The 21,467-nt window shown below is 61.9% G+C and carries 17 protein-coding genes and 1 tRNA gene; 7 read left to right on the plus strand and 11 right to left on the minus strand.

Annotation, left to right across the window (positions count from 1 at the left end; translation table 11 throughout):
• Positions 1 to 5: 5 nt before the first annotated feature.
• Positions 6 to 1,643: an ABC transporter substrate-binding protein gene (locus LB558_RS05575; RefSeq protein WP_224696588.1), complete on the minus strand. Its 1,638-nt coding sequence runs from the start codon at positions 1,641 to 1,643 to the stop codon at positions 6 to 8.
• A 128-nt stretch (positions 1,644 to 1,771) separates the two neighbouring features.
• On the opposite strand from LB558_RS05575, the gene LB558_RS05580 reads away from it, so the two are divergent.
• Positions 1,772 to 2,671, plus strand: a complete 900-nt coding sequence (locus LB558_RS05580) for a LysR family transcriptional regulator (protein WP_224696589.1) — start codon at positions 1,772 to 1,774, stop codon at positions 2,669 to 2,671.
• An 86-nt stretch (positions 2,672 to 2,757) separates the two neighbouring features.
• Here LB558_RS05580 and LB558_RS05585 read toward each other — a convergent pair whose 3' ends face one another.
• From LB558_RS05585 to LB558_RS05605, 5 genes are all read right to left on the minus strand, one after another.
• Positions 2,758 to 3,630, minus strand: coding sequence for a phytanoyl-CoA dioxygenase family protein (locus LB558_RS05585; RefSeq protein WP_224696590.1), 873 nt, complete (start codon positions 3,628 to 3,630; stop codon positions 2,758 to 2,760).
• A gap of 169 nt (positions 3,631 to 3,799) precedes the next feature.
• A complete protein-coding gene (locus tag LB558_RS05590; RefSeq protein WP_224696591.1) occupies positions 3,800 to 5,890 on the minus strand; it encodes an O-antigen ligase family protein in 2,091 nt (696 codons plus the stop codon).
• Between the two features lie 225 nt (positions 5,891 to 6,115).
• A tRNA-Gln gene (locus tag LB558_RS05595) sits at positions 6,116 to 6,190 on the minus strand.
• Positions 6,191 to 6,316: 126 nt separating this feature from the next.
• A complete protein-coding gene (locus LB558_RS05600) occupies positions 6,317 to 6,661 on the minus strand; it encodes a VOC family protein (protein ID WP_024503642.1) in 345 nt (114 codons plus the stop codon).
• A 490-nt stretch (positions 6,662 to 7,151) separates the two neighbouring features.
• Entirely contained in the window at positions 7,152 to 7,742 is a 591-nt protein-coding gene (locus LB558_RS05605) for a biotin transporter BioY (RefSeq protein WP_224696592.1), read from the minus strand.
• Positions 7,743 to 7,866: 124 nt separating this feature from the next.
• On the opposite strand from LB558_RS05605, the gene LB558_RS05610 reads away from it, so the two are divergent.
• Positions 7,867 to 8,775 (plus strand): MBL fold metallo-hydrolase, encoded by a 909-nt coding sequence (locus tag LB558_RS05610; protein ID WP_224696593.1) that lies wholly within the window; start codon positions 7,867 to 7,869, stop codon positions 8,773 to 8,775.
• Between the two features lie 31 nt (positions 8,776 to 8,806).
• Here the strand turns inward: LB558_RS05610 and LB558_RS05615 are convergent, their stop codons facing one another.
• Positions 8,807 to 9,592 (minus strand): DUF1499 domain-containing protein, encoded by a 786-nt coding sequence (locus LB558_RS05615; protein WP_224696594.1) that lies wholly within the window; start codon positions 9,590 to 9,592, stop codon positions 8,807 to 8,809.
• An 81-nt stretch (positions 9,593 to 9,673) separates the two neighbouring features.
• A complete protein-coding gene (locus LB558_RS05620) occupies positions 9,674 to 11,302 on the minus strand; it encodes a fatty-acid--CoA ligase (protein ID WP_224696595.1) in 1,629 nt (542 codons plus the stop codon).
• A gap of 183 nt (positions 11,303 to 11,485) precedes the next feature.
• Here LB558_RS05620 and LB558_RS05625 point away from each other — a divergent pair, with 183 nt between their 5' ends.
• A complete protein-coding gene (locus tag LB558_RS05625) occupies positions 11,486 to 11,842 on the plus strand; it encodes a hypothetical protein (RefSeq protein WP_013532740.1) in 357 nt (118 codons plus the stop codon).
• A 142-nt stretch (positions 11,843 to 11,984) separates the two neighbouring features.
• Positions 11,985 to 12,374: a DUF427 domain-containing protein gene (locus tag LB558_RS05630; protein WP_224696596.1), complete on the plus strand. Its 390-nt coding sequence runs from the start codon at positions 11,985 to 11,987 to the stop codon at positions 12,372 to 12,374.
• 39 nt (positions 12,375 to 12,413) lie between these two features.
• Here LB558_RS05630 and LB558_RS05635 read toward each other — a convergent pair whose 3' ends face one another.
• The 3 genes from LB558_RS05635 to ppdK form a co-directional block, all read right to left on the minus strand.
• Complete coding sequence (locus LB558_RS05635; RefSeq protein WP_224696597.1) at positions 12,414 to 13,154, minus strand: polysaccharide deacetylase family protein; 741 nt, start codon at positions 13,152 to 13,154, stop codon at positions 12,414 to 12,416.
• A gap of 168 nt (positions 13,155 to 13,322) precedes the next feature.
• Complete coding sequence (locus tag LB558_RS05640; RefSeq protein WP_224696598.1) at positions 13,323 to 14,426, minus strand: glycosyltransferase family 9 protein; 1,104 nt, start codon at positions 14,424 to 14,426, stop codon at positions 13,323 to 13,325.
• Positions 14,427 to 14,544: 118 nt separating this feature from the next.
• Complete coding sequence (gene ppdK, locus LB558_RS05645) at positions 14,545 to 17,223, minus strand: pyruvate, phosphate dikinase (protein WP_224696599.1); 2,679 nt, start codon at positions 17,221 to 17,223, stop codon at positions 14,545 to 14,547.
• A 510-nt stretch (positions 17,224 to 17,733) separates the two neighbouring features.
• Between ppdK and LB558_RS05650 the strand changes: the two genes are divergently transcribed.
• Genes LB558_RS05650 through LB558_RS05660 form a run of 3 tightly spaced genes read left to right on the plus strand, consistent with a single transcriptional unit; the run spans position 17,734 to position 21,354 of the window.
• A complete protein-coding gene (locus LB558_RS05650) occupies positions 17,734 to 19,011 on the plus strand; it encodes a sugar transferase (protein ID WP_224696600.1) in 1,278 nt (425 codons plus the stop codon).
• Between the two features lie 43 nt (positions 19,012 to 19,054).
• A complete protein-coding gene (locus LB558_RS05655) occupies positions 19,055 to 20,329 on the plus strand; it encodes a nucleotide sugar dehydrogenase (RefSeq protein WP_224696601.1) in 1,275 nt (424 codons plus the stop codon).
• Entirely contained in the window at positions 20,329 to 21,354 is a 1,026-nt protein-coding gene (locus tag LB558_RS05660; protein ID WP_224696602.1) for an NAD-dependent epimerase, read from the plus strand. The genes LB558_RS05655 and LB558_RS05660 overlap by 1 nt, the downstream gene beginning before the upstream one ends.
• The last annotated feature ends 113 nt before the right edge of the window (positions 21,355 to 21,467 follow it).

A 21,467-nucleotide genomic window follows, 5' to 3' on the forward strand; every position in this document is an offset into this window, starting at 1 on the left:
CGCGATCAGGCGGCGAGCCAGGCCCGTGTGAAATCCTGCTCATAGGCCTGATGCATCTGGTAGCCCATCAAGGCAGGTTTCATATGGCAGAACAGCTTTCGCCAGTACGGCTGAACGATGACGCCGGAATCCTGCAGCATGACCTGCAGTTCCTTCATCACCGCACGGCGCTGCTCCGGATCGGCGATGGCGTTGGCCTTGTGGACCTTGGCATCGAAGTCGAGATCGGCGAACCCTGTCTCGTTCCATGCCGAACCGGTCTGATAGGCAAGCGCATAGGTCTGGATGCCGAGCGGTCGGGCGTTCCAATTGGTCGTCGCGAACGGATACTTCGTCCAGTCGTTCCAGAACGCCGATTCCGGGATGACGGTGCGTTTCACCTTGAAGCCGGCGTCGCGCATCTGCTGGGCGACGGCATCGGAGCTTTCCTTGCGGTAATCGGCTTCGACCGAGATCAGATCGAACTCGAAATCGAGCTGGCCGGCTTCCTCGAGCAATGCCCTGGCCCGGGCCGGATCACGTTTGATCGGCGGCAGGTCGGCGTGTTCGGGATGCATCGGTCCGACATGATCGTTCTGCGCGACGATGCCCATGCCGTCGGCGCCCAGTTGCAGCACCGCTTCGTTGTCGACCGCAAGCTGTATGGCGTTGCGCACGCGCTTGTCGTCATAGGGCTTGGCGTTGACGTTGCAGCGCGAGACCAGGGTGGCGGCAGTGACGATCTCGCTTTTCTTCAGGCCCAGCCTGTCGAGCATGGCGACGTCATAGGACTGCGTCTGGCCGTTCAGGTCGATCTCACCGGATTCGAAGGCGGAGACGGTGGCGGCCGAGTCGGTGCCGTAGTCGGTCCAGTCGATGCCGTCGAGGAACACCTCGCCGCCCCACCACGACCCGTCCGGCCGCTTGCGCACCGAGGCAGCAACGCCGACATCGAGTCTTTTAAGCTCGAACGGACCCGTGGAAACGGGGTTGGCCGACAGTGGCGCTGCCTTCGGATTGAAGGTGTGGTGGACAATCAATGCCGGGTAGTCGGTCATCGCCGGGATGATGGTGATGTCGGGCTGCGACAGTTTCAGGGCCACGGTGTGGTCGTCGCGAACCTCGATGGCACCAGTGCGCGCCACCTTGGTGTCGGGATCGATCAGGGCGGTCATGCGCCCCGCCATCGAGTTGCCGGCGGCATCCTTCTCGCACCAGCGGGTGATGTTGAAGGCGACATCCGTGGCGGTGAAATCGTCGCCGTTCGACCATTTCACCCCCGGGCGCACCTTGAGCACATATTCCGTGGCGTCCTCATTGATCTCCCAGCTCTGCAGCAGCACCGGCTCGAAGGTGAAATCCGGCTTCCAGCGCACCAGCGGTTCGAGAAACTGCATGGCGATGTTGCCCATCTGCGACACCTTGAACTTGCGCGGGTCTTCCAACTCCATCACCTGCATCGCAACACGCAGCACGCCGCCCTTCCTAGGTTGGGCGGCTTCCTCGGCCCGTGCCGGGACCGGCTGACCGATGAGCCCATAGGCAATCGCCGAGCTGGCGCCGAAGGCGCTGGCCAGCGCCAGGAACTCGCGGCGGCCAAGCGCGCCGCTCTTCGCGCCTTTCGCAAATGTGCCGATCGCCGGATGAAGAAGTCTGGATGTCATATCGGTTCTCCCATTGTTGATTTTACGCCCAAATTCGGTGGAATGCCCTTGCCGCCTCGTTGCTGGGCGCTGTTTTCTACAGGACGCAGCCGATGGCGGCGGGGCCGCGATGGCGAGGGGAAGGCAAGATGAATCTTCTGACGGCGATGCGGGTGTTCGATCGGGTCTGCCTGCTGGGCAGCCTGTCGGCGGCGGCGCGCGATCTCAACATGTCGACGACGGCCGTCAGCCGCACCATCAAGGAACTGGAAGACGACCTCGGCGTCCGGCTCATCAATCGCACCACAAGACGCCTCAGCCTCACCGAGGCGGGTCGCGATTATGCTCCGCGTGCCCGCAGCCTGCTCGACGACATTTCCGAACTGCAGGATTCGACGCGCGGCTTGCACAAGGAGACGCGCGGTCTGATCCGGGTTTCCTGCTCCAACGTTCTGGGCCACACCCGCATAACCAAGCTGGTGCCGAAATTCCTCGAAGAGAACCCGCTCACCACGATCGAGTTCGACCTCACCGCGCGTTATGTCGTCGGCATTGTCGAAGAAGGCTACGATGTCGCCATCCGCTTCGGCGGTCAGGCAGATTCTGCCTTGATTGCCCGCCGGCTTGGTGAGGTCCGCAACTATGTCTGCGCCACGCCCGATTATTGGGACGCAAACGGCCGCCCGGTCCACCCGGATGAGTTGGCAAGCCATTACTGCGTGCTGAGCAATTTCGCCAAGCGCCTTGGCACATGGCCTTTCATCGGACCAGACGGCCCTTTCGATGCGGCTGTCGGCGGGCGCATCTCGACCAACAGCGTCGAGGCCGCCTACCAGATGACCACCGCCGGTTTCGGCATCGGCAACCTGCCCAGCCTGCTGGTCGACGCTGCGATCAGGGACGGCCGGCTGGAAGTGCAGCTGGATGAGTTTCGCCCCGGCTCCAGCCCGATCTACGCGCTCTATCCGCACCGCACCTATATTGCGGCCAAGGTGCGCGCGTTCGTCGATTTCCTGATCCGCGAACTGTCGGCCGACTTCACCGCCTGAAATACTGCCCGATTGCCGGCCAACGCCGTCGGGGGCCTGGCGCGAACGCCAAGCCCCCTCTGCCCCCGTCGCCCGACGCGGCAGCGTCATTTCCACCAGGCGGTGGTGTCGTACATCGGTCCCGGCTCCTCGAAGAGCTTTTCGTATTTGCACAGTGCCGGCGCCTTGCCGAGCGGCACCGAAACACCGTCCCTGAACGCCCATTCGCCACGTTGCGTCGTATCGGCCCGCACATAGCTGGACAGTGCAAAGGCCCGGTCGTGCTGCGACTTGTTGGGCGAGGAGCCGTGCACGGTAAGCAGCCCCCACAAAGCAAGGTCGCCCGGCTCCAGCACCAGCGGAACGATGGTCGCCGGGTCGATGCCCACCTTGCGCAACTCCTCCTCCGCGGTCAGGCCCTTCATCAACTCGCCGGTTCCCTCGTCCGACAGGCCGAGATAGCCGAGCTTGTGGCTGCCAGGCACGACCTGAAGGCAGCCATTGTCCAGCGTCGCCCGATCGACCGCGAGACCTGTTGTCACGGTGGCGTCGGCGACATTGTCGAAGGCGGCCTGGTTACGGAAGCGCAGATCCTGGTGGAAGCGATAACCCGTGACATTGGCGCCGGGCGGCTTCCAGTGCAGCTGTTGGGCGATCTGCCTTATGTCGCGGCCGATCAGGCCCTCGAGCAGCTTCAGATAGTCGGGATTGCGGCGGAACTGCTCGAAATAGGAATTGATCCAGGAAAACCAGTAAGCCTGCAGCACATAGCGTTGGCCAAAGTCCGTTTCAGGCAGGATCTGGAAATTCAGGTTGCCGTGCCGGAAGGTGGCGTGATGCTTGAGGCCTTCGGCATAGACAGCATCGGTTTCGTTCTTCAGCCGGATCATCTCGTCGCCGTCGACGAATTGTCGAACGACCGCGTATCCTTCCTCGCGGTACTGCTCAACCGCTTCGCGTGCCTGCCTGTCCGTCAGCATGTCCGTGACAACCCCTGTCTGTGATCTATCGTCGATCGTAACGAAGGGGCTGCCGGCGATAAGCCGTGGATTCTGGCATCGACTTTCCCGATTATCGGGAAATTGAGCGGGGCGTCAAAGGTGCATTGGTCGCAACCGGCTGGTCCGATACGTGCTGTGCCGGCAGGCCCTAAAAATAGGTTCGCGGCGCGACGAGGTTTTTCTGCTGGCGAACATAAAAACAATAGAAGCCGAATGCCGCTGCAAACCACATGAAGGCCTCACCCATCGCCAGCCGGTTGTTGGAATTGGTAAGGATGCTTAGGGCGAAGAAGACCAGTGTGGAGATGTAGCAGGACCATGCGGCCGGAGCGACAAGCTTGGCTCGCATGGCCAGCAGAACCTGCCTGGCCGACCAGGTGTAGAGAAAGGCAAAGAATGCCAGTCCGACCACACCATAGCGCACGGCAATCTCCAGATAACCGTTGTGGAAGACGTTGAAGATCATGGGATGATAGGTTCTGTTTTCCCATTCGGTCAGCCAGCTGGAACTGGCTCCGAAGATCGGGTGGCGTTTCCAGATATTGATCGCATCCGCCCACAGCATCAGCCTTTCCTTGGCTGCAAGCGGAACCGCGTCGCTCGCGATGGCGCTGTCGAAGGCGGGGAGGACCCCCTGCCTGAATACATCCGGAACCAAGGTTTTGACGAACGCCATGGTATCGTCGGCGGTGGACGAGAAGATGTTGTGTGCTGCGACAATCCCTGCCGCCACGATCACCAGCACGCCACCCGAAACCAACAGTTCGCGGCGATGGCCTCTCGCCAGGGTCATGACCAACAACAAGAGCAGAGCGAGGGCAAGCGCAAGCCACACGCCCTTTGACCGCATCTCGATGATATTGACGAGGGCAAGCAGCAGTACGGCTGTCGACAGGACCCAATACAGGTTCTTGGTTGCTTTCCTAAGGTCCGTTCTCTGGGCCGAGTAAGCCATGAATTGCAGCGTGCAGAGGAAGATGAAACCGGCCGCCACCGACGCGTGGATGGGATTGTTGAAAAGCCACGGGGCCGGTTGGATGCCTTGAAACATGTCCGAATAGAAGGTGTCCGCCGCCAGGAAGACAAGGCTGAGGATCATGAACCAGAGCACGAGCCGTGCGGGCTGCCTGACAAACAGCAGAAACGCGAAGCCGGTCGTCGCATAGAACAGCGGAAACATGTAAATGCCTTCGGCGCCACCCAACTGGTGGGTGCCGAAATAGACGATGGCCAGCCTGATGAAGACGTAGAGCGACCAACCCAGACACAGGAAGCCGACCCAACCGATCAGCGGTTTGCTGTAGGTCCACAAATCCACTCTGAACCAGCGGATGAGCGCGACCAAGGCCAACGCGAGGCCCGCATAGCGGTAGGTGTCGGCCTCGCGCCACACCGCGGAGGCCAAGGCAAGAATGGCGAGTGCCGCAAGCAACACAAGCAAGATGTGGCGCGGCGCGTTGTCCTTGGCATCATCCAGGATATCTCGCGGCAAAGGGGGCCGCAGCAGGACATGATGCAGGCGACGCAGCTCGTCGCTGGCCCGCAACACCCCGGCACGTAGCCGGCTCGGCCCGCCCAGCCTTGCGGATTTGTAGCTTCCCGAAGGACCGGCTATGCCCGAGATCTCACTGCTGGCGGCGAAGCCAAGCACGTTTTGGCGGACCGAATAGACCTTCAGGCCAGTATCCCAAAAGCGTTCGAGCGCGACGTCCCATGGCATTTTCATGACGGCAAGCGCCGACAATAGACCCTGCGCGCCCTCCCGCGTCACCAGATAGGCGGCGGCCGAGCCTTGCGGGCCATGCAGCGCACGGCCGATCTCGTCGCCTTCCGCCGTCTCGACGGCGCGCATGAAGAAGCTGATCCGATGGTTGGTCAGTTTGATGACGTCGAAATCCGGCACCGCCGCGATGATGGCCTCGATGCGCCGCATGGTGTTTTCGCTGAAGAGGACGTCGTCCTCGACGATCAGGCCATGGGCGCTGCCGCCGGCCAGGAACGTTTCCAGCGCCTGGATATGGCTGCGGTAACAGGCATATTCGCCGGAAAGGATGTCGCGCCCGCTCAGCTTGCGCGCGGCTGGCAGATCGATCTCCGTCCAGTCTTTTTCAGCAAGCGCCCGACCGTCGACGGCCGCAATGCGCTGCAAGGTCAGGCCTGCCGCTTCGGCGCTGGCGAGCAATTCGCTCCAGCGCTGGGTTTCGCGATCGAGGTTGATGGCGAAGATAGGAAGGTTCATTGAAGTTCCATGTTGAGCCGCCACCCACCTGCCGACCTATGTATGGAAAGAAGGAGATGTTCAAGGCGACACTGTCCAGATCATGTGCAAGTGGTGTCCCAATTCGCAGTGATGGCGTGGATTCTACCGAACTTATGACGCAATAGAATTCCTAGCCGCCGGACTCGTTGGAAGATCGCAAAGGTACTCTCGGGTCCTATGTGTCCGGAACGGACCCGAGCGGGATGGCTGGGGCGCCAGGATTCGAACCTGGGAATGTCGGTACCAAAAACCGATGCCTTACCACTTGGCGACGCCCCAATTGCCGTCAGAGTCGCTTGTGCGGCGCGTTATTAGCAGAGCAGCCGAAAAGCACAATGCCCATGAATGGTGGTGAGAACGCCTGTTTGGGCAGCAAAAGCAACGCCGCCAGACAGGACGAGCTGGCTATTCGGACCACACCGCCATCTCGTTGCCGGCCGGATCGGCAAAGTGGAAACGGCGGCCGCCAGGGAACGCGAAGATCGGTTTGACGACGGTGCCGCCGGCGTTTTCGACAGCGTCGAGGGTCGCCTCCAAATCCCTGCTGTAGAGCACCGGCAACGGCTTTGATGGCGCTTCGGCGGCGTCGGCCTGAAAACCCCCGTCCAGGCCTTCGGCAAAGGCCGAATAGGTCGGCCCATAGTCAGTGAACGACCAGGCAAAGGCGGCACTGTAGAAGGCCTTCAGCCGGTCCAGCGTCCCGCCCGTAGCCGGCATTTCCAGGTAGTCGAGTTTTCCGGACAGTTTCATAGCCACCTCTTTGTTCACTCTATGTTCTACTCCAGAATCCCTGACATAGCAAGTCTTTTTGCCGCATCCTGGCGTGGGCGTGACGGCGACCTCGTCATAACTTGCTTCTGTGGAACTCACGTCTTCAGGCAGGAACAGTTTCGGATTGCTTCAAAACGTTCCTTGACCAATGAAGAGCGGCCCAGAACCGCACCTGCATGCCTCGCCAGCATGGCTGGTTAAGGCGGCAGATGGTGATTGTCTTTCAACCGGACTGTAAGTTGCGACAAGGCGGCAACGTTCAGTTCCTTCGCGTTCAGCGCATCGCAGGCATTGCGCGCGGGTTGTTCGCTGCTTCAAAGCAGCACCTCGTCCACGATGGACGTGCTGTTTCCAAAGCCGCTTCCGGAACCTGAGTGATATACTTGGCGGGCACCAGACCGGAAATCCGCCAGTCACACCGCCCAGCCAGGGGTTTGATTGCCCCTGGCCGTTTCCTCGATTGCGCGCTTCAGCCGCGCTTGAGCAGCGTCCAGACGGCCGGCACCAGGCTTGCCGCGAGAGCCACCTTGATCAGATCGCCGACGATGAACGGCACGACGCCGAACTGCCACGACTTTTCCGGGCCGATCAGCGCTGCCAGCCAGGCGAAACCCATCGCCATCATGACGATTTCGGCAACCAGCATGGCATTGAAAAGCTTGATCGGATGACGGTCCCAGCCGCGATCCGCGGCCCAGCCGACAATTGCCGCCATGACCACGAAGCCGGCGAGATAGCCGCCGGTCGAGCCGAGCATGTAGGCAATGCCGAGGCCCTTTTCAGGCGTGCTCTGGAAGACGGGGAAGCCCATGGCGCCCTCCGCCATGTAGAGCAGCAGGGTGGCGACGCCGAGACGCATGCCGAAAGCGGCGGCGATCAGCAGCACGGCCAGCGTCTGCATCGAAATGTCGACCGGCCCGAGCATCACCTTGGTCTTGGCCGACAAGGTCAGCACAAGCGTTCCGGCGATGGCCAGGAAAAGCTGCGTTGCCAGCCGTGCCGCGCCATTTTGCGGCAGAGCCAGAGAAACAAGCGGACGCATCGTAGTTGCAATTGCCATGGTATTTCCCCAATCCGATTGCCGCACTCCGATGTTCGCGGCCTCACATCCTCCTATATTGGCTTGCGTGTTATGCGGCAATCGGTTTTGCCGTTTCCCGAAACAAGGCACCGATGCATCCGCCATGGCACTGAAATTCGACACCGGCTTCGACCCCTCCTATGGCCAGGGGGTGAACGTCGCGCCCGATGTCCAGCGCATCACGGCCCGCAATCCAAGCCCTTTCACCTTCCACGGCACCAACAGCTACATAATTGGCCGCGATACGCTGGCGGTGATCGATCCGGGGCCGGATGACGAGGTGCATCTACGGACCCTGCTCGAGGTGATCGCAGGCCGGCCGGTCAGTCATATCTTCGTCAGCCATACGCATCGCGACCACTCCCCGCTGGCGGCCCGGCTGAAAGAGCGCACCGGCGCCATCGTGCTGGCCGAGGGGCCGCACCGGCCGGCAAGAGCCCTGCATATCGGCGAAACCAATGCGCTCGACGCCAGTGCCGACATGGCTTTCGTTCCCGACATTGCCCTTTCCGACAGCGCGGCGGTCGAGGGCGACGGCTGGTCGATCAGGACGGTTCTGACCCCAGGCCACACCGCCAATCACGCGGCTTTTGCGCTGGAAGGAACCGGCATCCTGTTTTCGGCCGATCATGTCATGGCCTGGGCAACCTCCATCGTCGCCCCGCCGGATGGGGCGATGGCCGATTATATGGCCTCGCTGGACCGGCTGATCGAACGCGGGGACCGCTTGCTGCTGCCCGGGCATGGCGGGCCGGTGACGGCACCGCGTGCCTTCATGCGCGGGCTGAAGACGCATCGCAAGATGCGCGAGCGCGCCATTCTGGAGCGGGTCAGAGAGGGCGACCGGACGATTCCCGACATGGTCAAGGCGATCTATCGCGACACCGATCCGCGGCTGCATGGCGCCGCCGGATTGTCGGTGCTAGCCCATCTCGAGGATCTGACGGCGCGCGGCCTGGTTGTGACCGATGCCGCACCGGCCATCGACGGCATTTTCACGTCGGCCGGATAGGCCACCTGGACCGTTGCCGGGTGCCGATGCCTTATTCGGTCGGCGCGGCGCCAACCTGACCGGCGACTTCTTGGTCGAGTTCCGCCAGGAATTCGGTGATGCGCGCGGCGTTGTCGCCGAGGTCGTAGCGGCCGTATCGCGAAGCTGACCGCATGTCGACGACGACCGTATCGCCATCGTCGGTCACGCGGATCGCCACATCGGCTGGAAGACCGATCACGAAACCTTTGGCGACTGCGGTGATGGTCACGTCGCTTTGCCCGGCGAGATCTGGATAGGGCTCCGATAGATCCCAGTCGCGCCGGTCGAGCACGGTTTCGACGGCATTGACGACAGTCTCGAATGGCAGGTCGTAGCTGCGTGCGCTGACCAGCGGATAGCTATCGGTCTGCAGCCGCTGTTCCCCAGGCGTCGACGGCGCAAGCACGTTCATATCCTTCGTGCGGTCGCTCACGTCGAGCGCCGGCGGTTCGTCGAAATCCGTCGAGATGTCCCTGAGCGGCGGATAGATTGTCGCCCAGTAGGCGGCGACGCCATAGGGTGCGAGCACCAGCAGCGCCAGCAGCGCGCCGACCGTCAGGTCGCGACCGCCGCGGTCGCCGAAATTCCAGAGCCGCGAAAAGGCAAACCCGGCAAACAACAGCGCCATCGCCGCCAGCAGCGCGACAATGCCGAGCACCCACAGAAAGACCGGTGTTTCGACGAGATCGAAGCGATGACCGACAAAGACCGTCAGCAGCAGCACCAACGAAAAAGCGGCCGTGCGCCGCGACCATCCGGCCGCCCTCGACGTTTGCCGTTCAGGAATACTTGCCATCGATCGCCGCACCACCCCAACCCGAACGGAGACTTAGAACCTTTTGGCAGCGGCTTGAAGCCGAAAGACACAACATTCCCGTCAATCCGTCGGCAGGCGATAATCCTTGAACTGCTGGCGCAAGGTGATCTTCTGGATTTTGCCGGTGGCGGTGTGCGGAATTTCGCCGACGAAGGCGACATCGTCCGGCATCCACCATTTGGCCACCTTGCCGTCCATGAAGTCGAGAATATCGGCCTTGCTCGGTTCCTTGCCCGGTTTGCGGACGACGACCAGCAGCGGCCGTTCGCCCCATTTCGAATGCTGAACGCCGATGGCTGCCGCCTCGGCGACATCGGGGTGACCGACAGCCAGGTTCTCGAGGTCGATGGTCGAAATCCATTCGCCGCCGGACTTGATGACGTCCTTGGCGCGATCGGTGATCTGCATATAGCCGCCGGCGTCGATGTGGGCGACGTCGCCGGTGTCGAACCAGCCATCCTCGTCGAACTGCTCTACGCCGGCGCCGCCATAATAGGCGCGGGCAACGGCCGGCCCACGCACTTTCAGGCGCCCAAATGTCTTGCCGTCCCAGGGTTGCGCATTGTTGTCGTCGTCGGTCACCTTCATCTCGACGCCGAACGGCGGATAGCCTTGTTTCTGCTGGACATCGAGCCGGGCTTCGCCTTCAAGACCCTCATAGTCCGGCTTCAGGGTACACAGCGTGCCGAGCGGCGACATTTCGGTCATGCCCCAGGCATGGATGACCTGGACATCGTAGTTCTGCTGAAACTTCGTCATGACCGCGCGCGGGCAGGACGAGCCGCCGATGACGACCTTGTTGAGATAGGGAAGCTTCTTGCCGGTCTCCTCCAGATGCTGCAGCAGCATCATCCAGACGGTCGGCACGGCGGCACTGAAGGTCACCTTCTCGGTGTCGAGCAGTTCGTAGATCGAGGCGCCGTCCATCTTGCAGCCGGGCATGACCAGCTTGGCACCGATCATCGGCCCGCTCTGGCCAAGGCCCCAGGCATTGGCGTGAAACATCGGCACGACAGGCAGGATCGTATCGCGCGACGACAGCCCCATGGCGTCGGGCATGGCGGCGATCATGGCATGCAGCACGTTCGAACGGTGGCTGTAGACGACGCCCTTGGGGTCGCCCGTGGTCCCGGACGTGTAACACATGCCGGCGGCGGTGCTTTCGTCGAAGGTCTTCCAGGCGAAGTCGCCATCTGCCTCGTCAAGCCAGTCTTCATAGGCAACCGCGTTGGGCAATGTCGTGCGCGGCATATGCGCCTTGTCGGTCAGCACGATCACCTGTTTCAGCGATTTTACGGCGCCGGCGATTTTCTCGAGCAGCGGCACGAAGGTCAGGTCGACGAAGACGGCCTTGTCCTCGGCATGGTTCATGATCCAGACGATCTGCTCGGGAAACAGCCGCGGATTGAGCGTGTGGTAGATGGCGCCGATGCCCATGATGCCGTACCAGGCCTCGATATGGCGGGCGGTGTTCCAGGCCAGCGTCGCGATGCGGTCGCCCAACCCATAGCCGTCGCGCTCCAGCCGCTGGGCGACCTTCAGGGCGCGACGATGGATGTCGGCGTAGGTGGTGCGCACAATCGGCCCCTCGATCGACCGTGAAACGATCTCGCGCACGCCATGCTGCCGCTCGGCATTGTCGATAAGCTTATGGCAAAGCAGCGGCCATTCCTGCATCAGTCCCAGCATTCGGTCCTCCCTCACGCTTTTGCATTGTTCTTTTCGGGCTATTGTGAAGCGAACCGGCGGATTGTCCAGCCGCCAGCACCACCGAGCGCCGCATTGGTGGGAAACCGCCACAATCCGGCCATCGTCGGCGTTAAGTTTCGTTAACGGGCAAAGGGGTGCGATTGGCGACTGAAAGAGGTTCGCATGGACGCGCAACTCGACGACAAGGCTCTCGAGAGTACGCTTGCCGAAAGTCTGGCCGATCTGGTGCCGGACACAAAGACTGTTTCCGAGGATGAATTTGTTGAAGTTGTCGGCGGCGCGCTGGAAGCGGTCGGCGGCACGCTGCTGTTCAAGATGTGTGTCCAGAACCAGGGCGAGGACCAGCACGTCGCGGCCGCGTCAGTCGGCGATGGCGGAAACCGCCAGTTCCTGCTGCTTACCTTGCCGACCGGTGGTGGTTCCCTGAAGGTCGAGACCGTATCGAGAAGCAGCAACCCGGTCGCCGGGATCGCTGCCGCCTATGCCGGTCTCATGGACGTGTTCAAGGCCGCCGCCTGACAGCTGACGGCAAGTATCCCGAGGATTCCAAGGCGTGATCCATCGGCGTCGGCCCGGCGAGTTTTGCGTGCTGGATGGCGATAGCGGCTTGCGCAATGCGCTTGCGCAACACACTTAAAGTTGACGCAAGGAGAGCCCCCGCATGGACCAGATCGCCAACCCCGCACCCGGTTTCCAACGCAACCCGGAAAAAGTCATCACCATCGAGCCCTATGCCGGCACCGTTACCGTGCGTGCCGGAGACGTGGTCATCGCTTCAACAGCGAAGGCCAAGGTGCTGACCGAGGCTCCCTATCCGGCGGCCTTCTACATTCCGTTCGCCGACATCGATTTCGGCAAGCTTGGCCGCACCGACCACTCGACCCATTGCCCCTACAAGGGCGATGCAAGCTATTGGAGCGTGCTGCCTGCCGGCGAGACCGGTCACAACGCCATGTGGGCATACGAGCGGCCTTTCGACGAGATGGCTGAAATCCGCAACCACGGCGCATTCTACGCCAGCAAGGTCACGATCGAAGCCAAACCGGACTGAGCCAACACCGAAGGCATTGAGATACGCTCGGCTGGCCACTCACTCCGTCGTGCCATTATTGCCGATGCCTTCGGCATCGTCGAGCCGCACAAAGGTCAAGCCCTTGGCCTTGAGCGCCAGCAGCCCCTGCACCACGCCTTCGCCGGCCGCATGGGTCGGCTGGTTGATATGCGAGATAATGACGTCGCCGTCCTTGGCCGCCGCGATGCGCCGCGCGGTTTCCTTGGCACCGAGCAAAGAGCCACCGTCGCCGTTTACCGAGAAACCCGCGACCTTGAAGCCAAGCTTGCGGATCATGGCGATTGCCGACGGGCTGTATTCGGCGGTTGCGCCACGAAACCATTTCGGCGCCGGCTCGCCGGTCCCGGCAAGAGCGGCGGCTCCCGATTCGACCTCGGCCAGCACCGCGTCCGGGCTGCCGGCGCTGCGGATGCCGTAGATTTTCCGCGGCGTGTCTACCGCCGGGATGTGGTGGCCGCCGTGATTTTCCAGTTCGAACAAATCGGGATGCGCCCGCATGATCTCGACGGCGGCGGCATTGCGCTTCAGCCAGATGCCGGTCACGAAAATGGTGGCGGGGATCTTGTTGTCCACCAGCGCCGAAAGGATCCGGTTGTCGGTCTGTCCACCGCACGCGTCGAGCGTGAGTGCCACACGGCCGGCGCCGCTCGCCTGCGGTTTGATGTGCAGCGTCGGCTCGACGAGCGGCGCGGCATGACCGGCGGATACCATCGCCAATGACATGGCGATCATGCAGAGATTTTTTTGCAGCAGGTGCATCAAACCGATTTCCTGACCCGTCATTTCAAGCAGGCTTCCCAAAGACCCGCATGAAGGCGGAAATCGGGATGATGCATAGCAGAAAAGCGCTCCACGCGACAATGTGACCGTTCCTGTGGCGAAGGGGTCATTCCACCGCCTCGAGAGTCGTGCATGCGAGGCATGATCTCAGATGGCGCGTTCCAGCTTCATTTCGGTGCGCGAAAGAACCTCGCGCACCGCGTCGACCACAGGCTTGACCTCCAGGCCCCAAACGCAGCATGCCTTGCTGGGATCCGGCGCGCGGCAGAGGTCCTCGGCGATGCAGGCGCAAGGCATCGGCGGCTGGAGCGAGATGCTGGGCACGCCGACGGGACCCCAGCGCGACGGCTCCGTCAGACCGAACAGCCCGACAACCGGGGTCCCGGTGGCTGCGGCCATGTGCATCGGGCCGCTCTCATTGCCGAGAAACAGCCGGGCCTGTTTCAACACCGCCAGCAGGCTTTCAAGCGATAGGTCGCCGACGAGATTGACGACCGACGGCGCGGTCCTGGCGACGATGCGTTCTGCGGTCTCGCGCTCGTCCGGGCCGCCCACTAGGACGACGTCCAGGCCGGTCTCGCCGGCGATCTCGACGATCGCTGCGGCAAACCGCTCCGGCTGCCAACGTCGCCCCTCGAAGCTTGCACCCGCATGCACGGCGATGAAGGCGTTTGGCCGCAGATGGTGCTCACCCAGCAGCGCCAATGCTTTCGCCGTCTCCAATGGCAGCGGCTGAAGGTTCGGAATCACCGTACGAAGTTCGATGCCGAGCGCTTCGAGCGGCGAGAGGTAGCGGTACAGGAAATGCTGGCCATCAAAGCCGTACGGCTTGGCAAAGACGTTGGCGGGCTGCCGCTCCAGCATACGCAAGGGTCTTTCGGGAGGATTATAACCGACACGGGTCTTTGCCTTGACGAGCCCGGTGACGATGCGCGACGTCTTCGAATCGGTCAGGTCGATGGTCAGGTCGAAGTGGAAGCGCCGCAACGCCCGCACCATGGCGTAGAGCTCCTTCCCGCGCTCCAAGGGCGTTCCGCGCATGCGGTCGCGCCTGAATGGGACCACCTCGGAAGCGATACCATGGGCCATGACGAAGCTCTCGAAACGGGCCTCGCATAGAAAGACGATGCTGGCGCCGGGGAATTCGAGCCGCAGGTTTTTGGCGAGCGCCGAGGCGAGGACGAGATCTCCTATGAACTTGGTTTGAATGACCAGGATCGAGTGGAACGGCGCGGGAGAAATCTGAAGCATCTGTTTCCGGGAGCAATTTGCGGATGGCCGCAAATTGGGCAGGAACAATGTCGAGATTACGCGACGCCGCCAGCACGTTCGCGTGAATTGCCTTACAAAACGGTAAGCTGGATGGATCCTATCCGCGGCCTGTTTTCGCAACCAGCACCGCTGCCTGCGCGGCCGCCAGCCTGGCGATCGGCACGCGATAGGGCGAACAGGACACGTAGTCGAGGCCGACCTCTTCGCAAAAGCGGATCGAGGCCGGATCGCCGCCATGTTCGCCGCAGATGCCGAGCTTGATGTCGGGCCGCGTCGCCTTGCCCTTTTGCGCGGCCATGCGCACCAGTTCGCCGACGCCGTCGATGTCGAGCGAGACGAACGGGTCCTGATCGATAATGCCCTTCTGGCGATAGGTTTCCAGGAACGAGGCCGCATCGTCGCGCGAGATGCCGAAGGTCGTCTGGGTCAGGTCGTTGGTGCCGAAGGAGAAGAATTCGGCTGACTCTGCAATGACATGGGCACGGATCGCGGCGCGGGGGAGCTCAATCATGGTTCCCGTGAGGTAGTCGATCTTGATGCCGGTTTCCTCCATGACGCTCTTGGCAACCGCATCGATGCGCGCCTTGACGTAGTCGAGCTCCTTCACCAAGCCGACGAGCGGCACCATGATCTCGGGGACCACCAGGGCGCCGGCCTTCCTGCCGGCCTCCACGGCCGCCTCGAAAATGGCCCGCGCCTGCATCTCGGCGATTTCGGGGTAGGAGACGGCCAGGCGGCAGCCGCGATGGCCGAGCATCGGGTTGAACTCGTGCAGCGCCTCGGTGCGCTGCCTGAGCTTGTCCGGCGACACCTTCATGGCGGCGGCGACCTCGGCCACCTCCTCCTCGGTCTTGGGCAGGAATTCGTGCAGCGGGGGATCCAGGAGGCGGATCGTCACCGGCAGGCCGGCCATAATCTCGAACAGTTCGAGGAAGTCCGAGCGTTGCATGGGCAGAAGCTTGGCGAGTGCGGCGCGCCGGTCCTTTTCAGTGTCCGCCAGGATCATCTCGCGCATGGCGACGATGCGGTCGCCATCGAAGAACATATGCTCGGTGCGGCAAAGGCCGATGCCTTCGGCGCCGAAGGAGCGCGCCATGCGCGCGTCGAGCGGCGTTTCGGCATTGGTGCGCACCTTCATGCGACGCACCGCGTCCGCCCACGCCATGATGGCGGCGAAATCGCCGGAAAGTTCGGGCTGCAGCATCGGCACGGCGCCCTTCAGCACCTGGCCATTGCCGCCGTCGATGGTGACGATGTCGCCCTTGCGGAAGGTCGAGCCCATCGCCATCAGCGTGCCGGCCTTGTAGTCGACGCGCAGCGAGCCGGCGCCCGACACGCAAGGCTTGCCCATGCCGCGCGCCACCACCGCGGCGTGGCTGGTCATGCCGCCGCGCGTGGTCAGGATGCCTTCAGCCGCATGCATGCCGTGAATATCCTCAGGGCTGGTTTCGATGCGCACCAGGATCGCCTTGCGGCCTTGCGTCTTCAATTCCTCGGCGTCGCCGGAGGAAAAGACGATCTCGCCGGTGGCGGCACCGGGCGACGCTGGCAGGCCAATGCCAATGACATCGCGCGCGGCTTTGGGGTCGATGGTCGGATGCAGCAGCTGGTCGAGCGAGGCCGGGTCGATACGGGCGACCGCCTCCTCTTTCGTGATCAACCTGTCCTGCGCCATCTCGACGGCAATTTTCAGCGCCGCCTTGGCGGTGCGCTTGCCGGAACGGGTCTGCAGCATCCACAATTTGCCGCGCTCGATGGTGAATTCGAGATCCTGCATGTCGCGATAGTGCTTTTCCAGGCTGTCGGAGATAGTGACGAACGACTGGAACGCGTCCGGCATCAGCTTCTGCAGGGACGGCTTGTCCGAGCCCGCTGCGATGCGCGCCGCCTCGGTGATGTTCTGCGGCGTGCGGATACCTGCGACGACGTCCTCGCCCTGCGCGTTCACCAGGAACTCGCCATAGAGCATCTTTTCGCCGGTCGACGGATTACGAGTGAAGGCAACGCCGGTGGCCGAGGTTTCGCCCATATTGCCGAACACCATGGCCTGGACGTTGACCGCCGTGCCCCAGCTTTCGGGAATGTCGTGCAGGCGGCGATAGGTGATGGCGCGGTTGTTCATCCAGCTCGAGAACACGGCGCCGATGGCGCCCCAGAGCTGCTCATGCGGATCCTGAGGAAACGGCCTGCCGAGTTCTTCCTCGACCTTGGCCTTGTAGAGCGCGATGACGCCCTGCCATTCGAGCGCCGTCAGTTCGGTGTCGAGCTCGTGCCCGAGCCCGCCTTTCTGGTCCTCCAGGATTTCCTCGAACACCTCATGGTCGAGGCCCATGACGACATCGGAATACATCTGGATGAAGCGGCGGTAGCTATCATAGGCAAAGCGCGCGTCGCCGGAATCGGCGGCCAGCGCCTCGACCGTCTCGTCGTTCAGGCCGAGATTGAGCACGGTGTCCATCATGCCGGGCATCGAGGCGCGAGCCCCCGAACGCACCGACACCAGCAGCAGTTTCGACGGGTCGCCAAACCGACGGCCGGTGAGCCGGCCAATGTGATCGAGCGCGACCGCGACATCGGCTTCCAACCCGGCCGGATAGGTGCGGCCATTGGCGTAATAGGCGTTGCAGACCTCCGTGGTGATGGTGAAGCCCGGCGGCACCGGCAGCCCCAGGCTGCACATCTCGGCCAGGTTGGCGCCCTTGCCGCCCAGGAGATTCTTGTCGCTGGCACGGCCTTCCGCCGCACCATCGCCAAAGGTGAAAACCCATTTGGTCATGCATCGCTCTCCGGTTGCAGGAGATTGGAAAGATTGGCGAAACGGAAAGTTCCGCCGGTCCGTCCTTGGAGCGATATGATGCTGCAGTGCGAAAGGCAAGGCGTCGGCAAAGCCGCTCGGCCACTACAATCGATTAAGCAAAGCCGTGCCCCAGGATGCGGTGGCTTTGAAACGGTCGGCCCAGCTCCCAAGCGACTTACCAAGGGATTGATCGCCGGAGCGGTGCTGGAAATTACATCGCATTATTCGCCCTATCGTCCGGCGTTGGCGCGCTGCAGGCGATAGCTTTTCAATTGAATCAAACAATGCATTTGATCAAAACTTTCCCGAACTGTTGATCTGAGAAATAGATGCTTGCTGGCGCAGCCGCGCTGTCGTAGCTCTTGGTCTCCGACTGTATCGAATCGCCGGGGGGCGAGACGTCCGATTCGTTTTTGTGCGCGAGCAGGTCAGATGCACTATCGCGCTGGTCTGTCGCCGACACGGCAGCCTCGGGGAGGGGGGAAGACATTGAATGTCGCAGCGTCGACTATTGTCGGAAGCCGGCACTTCCTGTTCAGGATTCGGTTTCAACTGCTGGGCGGACTGACATTCGCGATTTTTGCGCCGGCGATCATCCGGATTGTCTTCAATCCTGAGTTTATCTATTCGGCCAATCTTCAGGTAACAGTAGCCGCTGCGGTCATCGCGCACCTTGTGGGCTTCTTATCCTATCGCCGCATCGGAAATTTCCCGGGCGTGGCCGCGGCAAGTTACATCTTGCCGACATTTGCCCTGTCATACGGGGCTGTTTTCCTGACCATCTTCTTTTTTCGATTCGAGTACAGCCGGTTTCAAGCCGCCGCCAGCTTCACACAGTCCACGCTCTGGTATTTCGGCCTGAGCCTGTTGACGCGGCGTCTCGATCCGTACCGGCTCGTCGTGGTTCCCGGCGGAGATGTCGAGCGCCTCAAGGCGTTACCGGGTGTGCATTGGTTTTGGATCAAGACGACCAGTACGATAATTGAAAGAGCCAGCGGCGTGGTCGTTGATCTGCGTGCCGATCTTGGCGCGGAATGGGAACGATACATTGCGGATCGAGCCCTTTCGGGAACGCCCGTATACCACGTCAAACAGGTCAGCGAGTCGCTGACCGGTCGCGTCGAGATCGAGCATCTGTCGGAAAACACGCTGGGTTCGCTCAATCCGAACCAAGCCTATCTCAAGATCAAGCAGGCGGTCGACTGGGTCTCGGCACTTGTCTTGATTATCGTTCTTTCCCCCGTTCTGGCGTTGATAGCGCTGCTGATCCGGCTGGATTCCGATGGTCCCGCGCTGTTTCGCCAGCAACGCATGGGCTACCGGGGCAAGATCTGCACGGTCTACAAGTTTCGCTCAATGCGCCAGCACTCTGGCGCCGCCAGCGACAAGGAGAGGGCGATCACCAGGCACGACGATGATCGCATCACCCGAGTCGGGCGTTTCCTGCGAAAATCCAGGATCGACGAACTGCCGCAGATCATCAACATCCTGCGTGGCGAAATGAGTTGGATCGGACCGCGACCGGAAGCTGTCGTGCTGTCACAGTGGTACGAGGCTGAGCTGCCATTCTATCGCTACAGGCATATCGTCAGGCCAGGCATAAGTGGGTGGGCACAAGTCAATCAGGGGCATGTGGCTGCCGTCGATGACGTTATGGAAAAATTGCACTATGATTTCTATTACATAAAGAACTTTTCGCCTTGGTTAGACGTTTTGATAACCCTCAAGACAATGAAAACGATACTTACCGGCTTTGGTGCGCGATAACCAATGCGAAGCAGGGCTCTGGAATAGCAAGCGCAGGAAGCAGATGGATCTCGCCTCCAGGAAAATAGCGATCATCGGGCTTGGCTATGTCGGCCTGCCACTGGCGGTCGCTTTTGGCGCCACCAGGGATGTCGTCGGGTTCGACATCAACCAATCGAGGGTGGACGCGCTGAAGTGTGGTGACGACCATACGCTGGAAGCCAGCAGTGATGAGATCAGTGCTGCGTCGCGGCTGACATTCACCACAGACAAGGCCGATCTGCGCGATTGCGGGATTTTCATCGTCACGGTTCCGACGCCGATCGACAGGGCTAACCGTCCGGATCTGAAACCGTTGATCATGGCATCGACATTGGTCGGTGAGGTCATCTCGCTAGGCGCGGTGGTGATCTTCGAATCGACCGTCTATCCCGGCTGCACGGAAGAGGTGTGCGCGCCGCTGATCGAGAAGCATTCGGGCCTGCGCTACAATGAGGGGTTCTTCCTCGGCTACAGTCCCGAGCGCATCAACCCGGGCGACCGCGAGCATCGGTTGCAGACGATCGTCAAGGTCACCAGCGGCTCGACGCCGGAAGCCGCCGAAGGTATCGATGCGCTCTATGCCTCGATCGTGCCGGCAGGCACGCACCGTACTTCGAGCATTGCAGTCGCCGAAGCGGCCAAGGTTATCGAGAACACCCAGCGGGACCTCAACATCGCTCTGATGAACGAGCTGTCGCTTATCTTCGGCAAGCTCGGCATCGACACGTCCGAAGTGCTGGAGGCCGCCGGCACCAAATGGAATTTCCTGCGCTTCACGCCTGGTCTCGTCGGCGGCCACTGCATCGGCGTCGATCCCTACTATCTCACCCACAAGGCCCAGGAACTCGGCTATCATCCGGAGGTGATTCTTGCCGGCCGCCGTATCAATGACGGCATGGGCCAGCACGCGGCGGATCAGACGGCTCGCCTGATGATGCGCAAGGGAATACCTGTCGTTGGCAGCCGGATTCTGGTGATGGGCGCGGCCTTCAAGGAAAATTGTCCGGACCTGAGGAATTCCAAGGTCGCCGATATCGTTGCCCACCTGAAGGAATACAATGCGGGCATCGACATATGGGACCCCTGGGTCGACGCGCAGGAATGCGCGCGTGCCTTCGGCGTAGCGAGCATGAAGGACATTCCCGACCACCGCTATGACGGCGTTATCGTGGCCGTCGGCCACAGGCAGTTCCGCGCGTTGGGCGTCGACGGACTGCTGGCGCTTTGCAAAAACCCGGGCGTCATCTACGACATCAAGGGTCTGTTCCCCAGGCATGTCACGGATGGGCGTTTCTGATGAAGGTTCTGGTCACCGGCGCGGCCGGCTTCATAGGGTATCACGTAGCGAAGCGGCTGCTGGAGCGCGGTGACGAGGTCGTCGGCATCGACAATGTCAACGACTACTACGATCCGGAGATCAAGGAGGCGAGGCTGCGGCTGCTGGACGAGGCGAGCCGCAAGACCAATGCCGGCTATCATTTCATCCGCGGCAATCTCGCCGACAAGAGCGTGGTCGACGCCTGCTTTGCCGAGCACGCATTCGACCGGGTGATCCATCTCGCCGCCCAGGCCGGGGTTCGCTACAGCCTGGAAAACCCGCATGCCTATGTCGAAAGCAACATCATCGCCTACACCAACATGCTGGAGGCCTGCCGCAACAGCGCCGTTGCGCATTTGACCTATGCCAGCACGTCCAGTGTCTACGGCGCCAACACCGACATGCCGTTTTCCGAGCACAGGCCGGCCGACCACCCGCTGCAGTTCTACGCCGCGACCAAGCGCGCCAACGAGCTGATGGCGCACAGCTACAGCCACCTGTTCGGGCTGCCGACGACCGGGCTTCGCTTCTTCACCGTCTATGGCCCATGGGGGCGCCCGGACATGGCGCTGTTCCTGTTCACCAGGAACATCCTTGCCGGCGAGCCGATCAAGCTGTTCAACAACGGCAACCACACGCGCGACTTCACCTATGTCGACGACATCGCCGAAGGCGTGATCCGCGCCAGCGACAGTCCGGCCACGGGCAATGCCGCCTGGGACTCCAACCGTCCCGATCCGGCCACAAGCAGCGCCCCCTGGCGCATCTTCAACATCGGCAACAACAACCCGGTGAAGCTGACCGCCTATGTCGAGGCGCTGGAAAACGCGCTTGGCAGGAAAGCCATCGTCGAACTGCTGCCGCTGCAGCCCGGCGATGTGCCCGATACTTTTGCCGACACCTCGGCGCTGGAGCAGGCGGTCGGCTACCGCCCGACGACGACGGTGACCGAGGGCGTCGGCCGGTTTGTCGAGTGGTACAAGGCGTATTTTGCGCGGAAATAAAGCTCGGCGTTTCCCGGCTGATCCGCGCTGTCCCATGATCACGTAACCAGGAGCAGATGGAATCGGTACGGCTCGCAAACAGGCAGTCTGCAATCCATTGCAGTCCCAGGCGC

It is taken from the genome of Mesorhizobium sp. CO1-1-8 (assembly GCF_020164875.1).
In the GTDB taxonomy this organism is placed as follows: Bacteria; Pseudomonadota; Alphaproteobacteria; order Rhizobiales; family Rhizobiaceae; genus Mesorhizobium.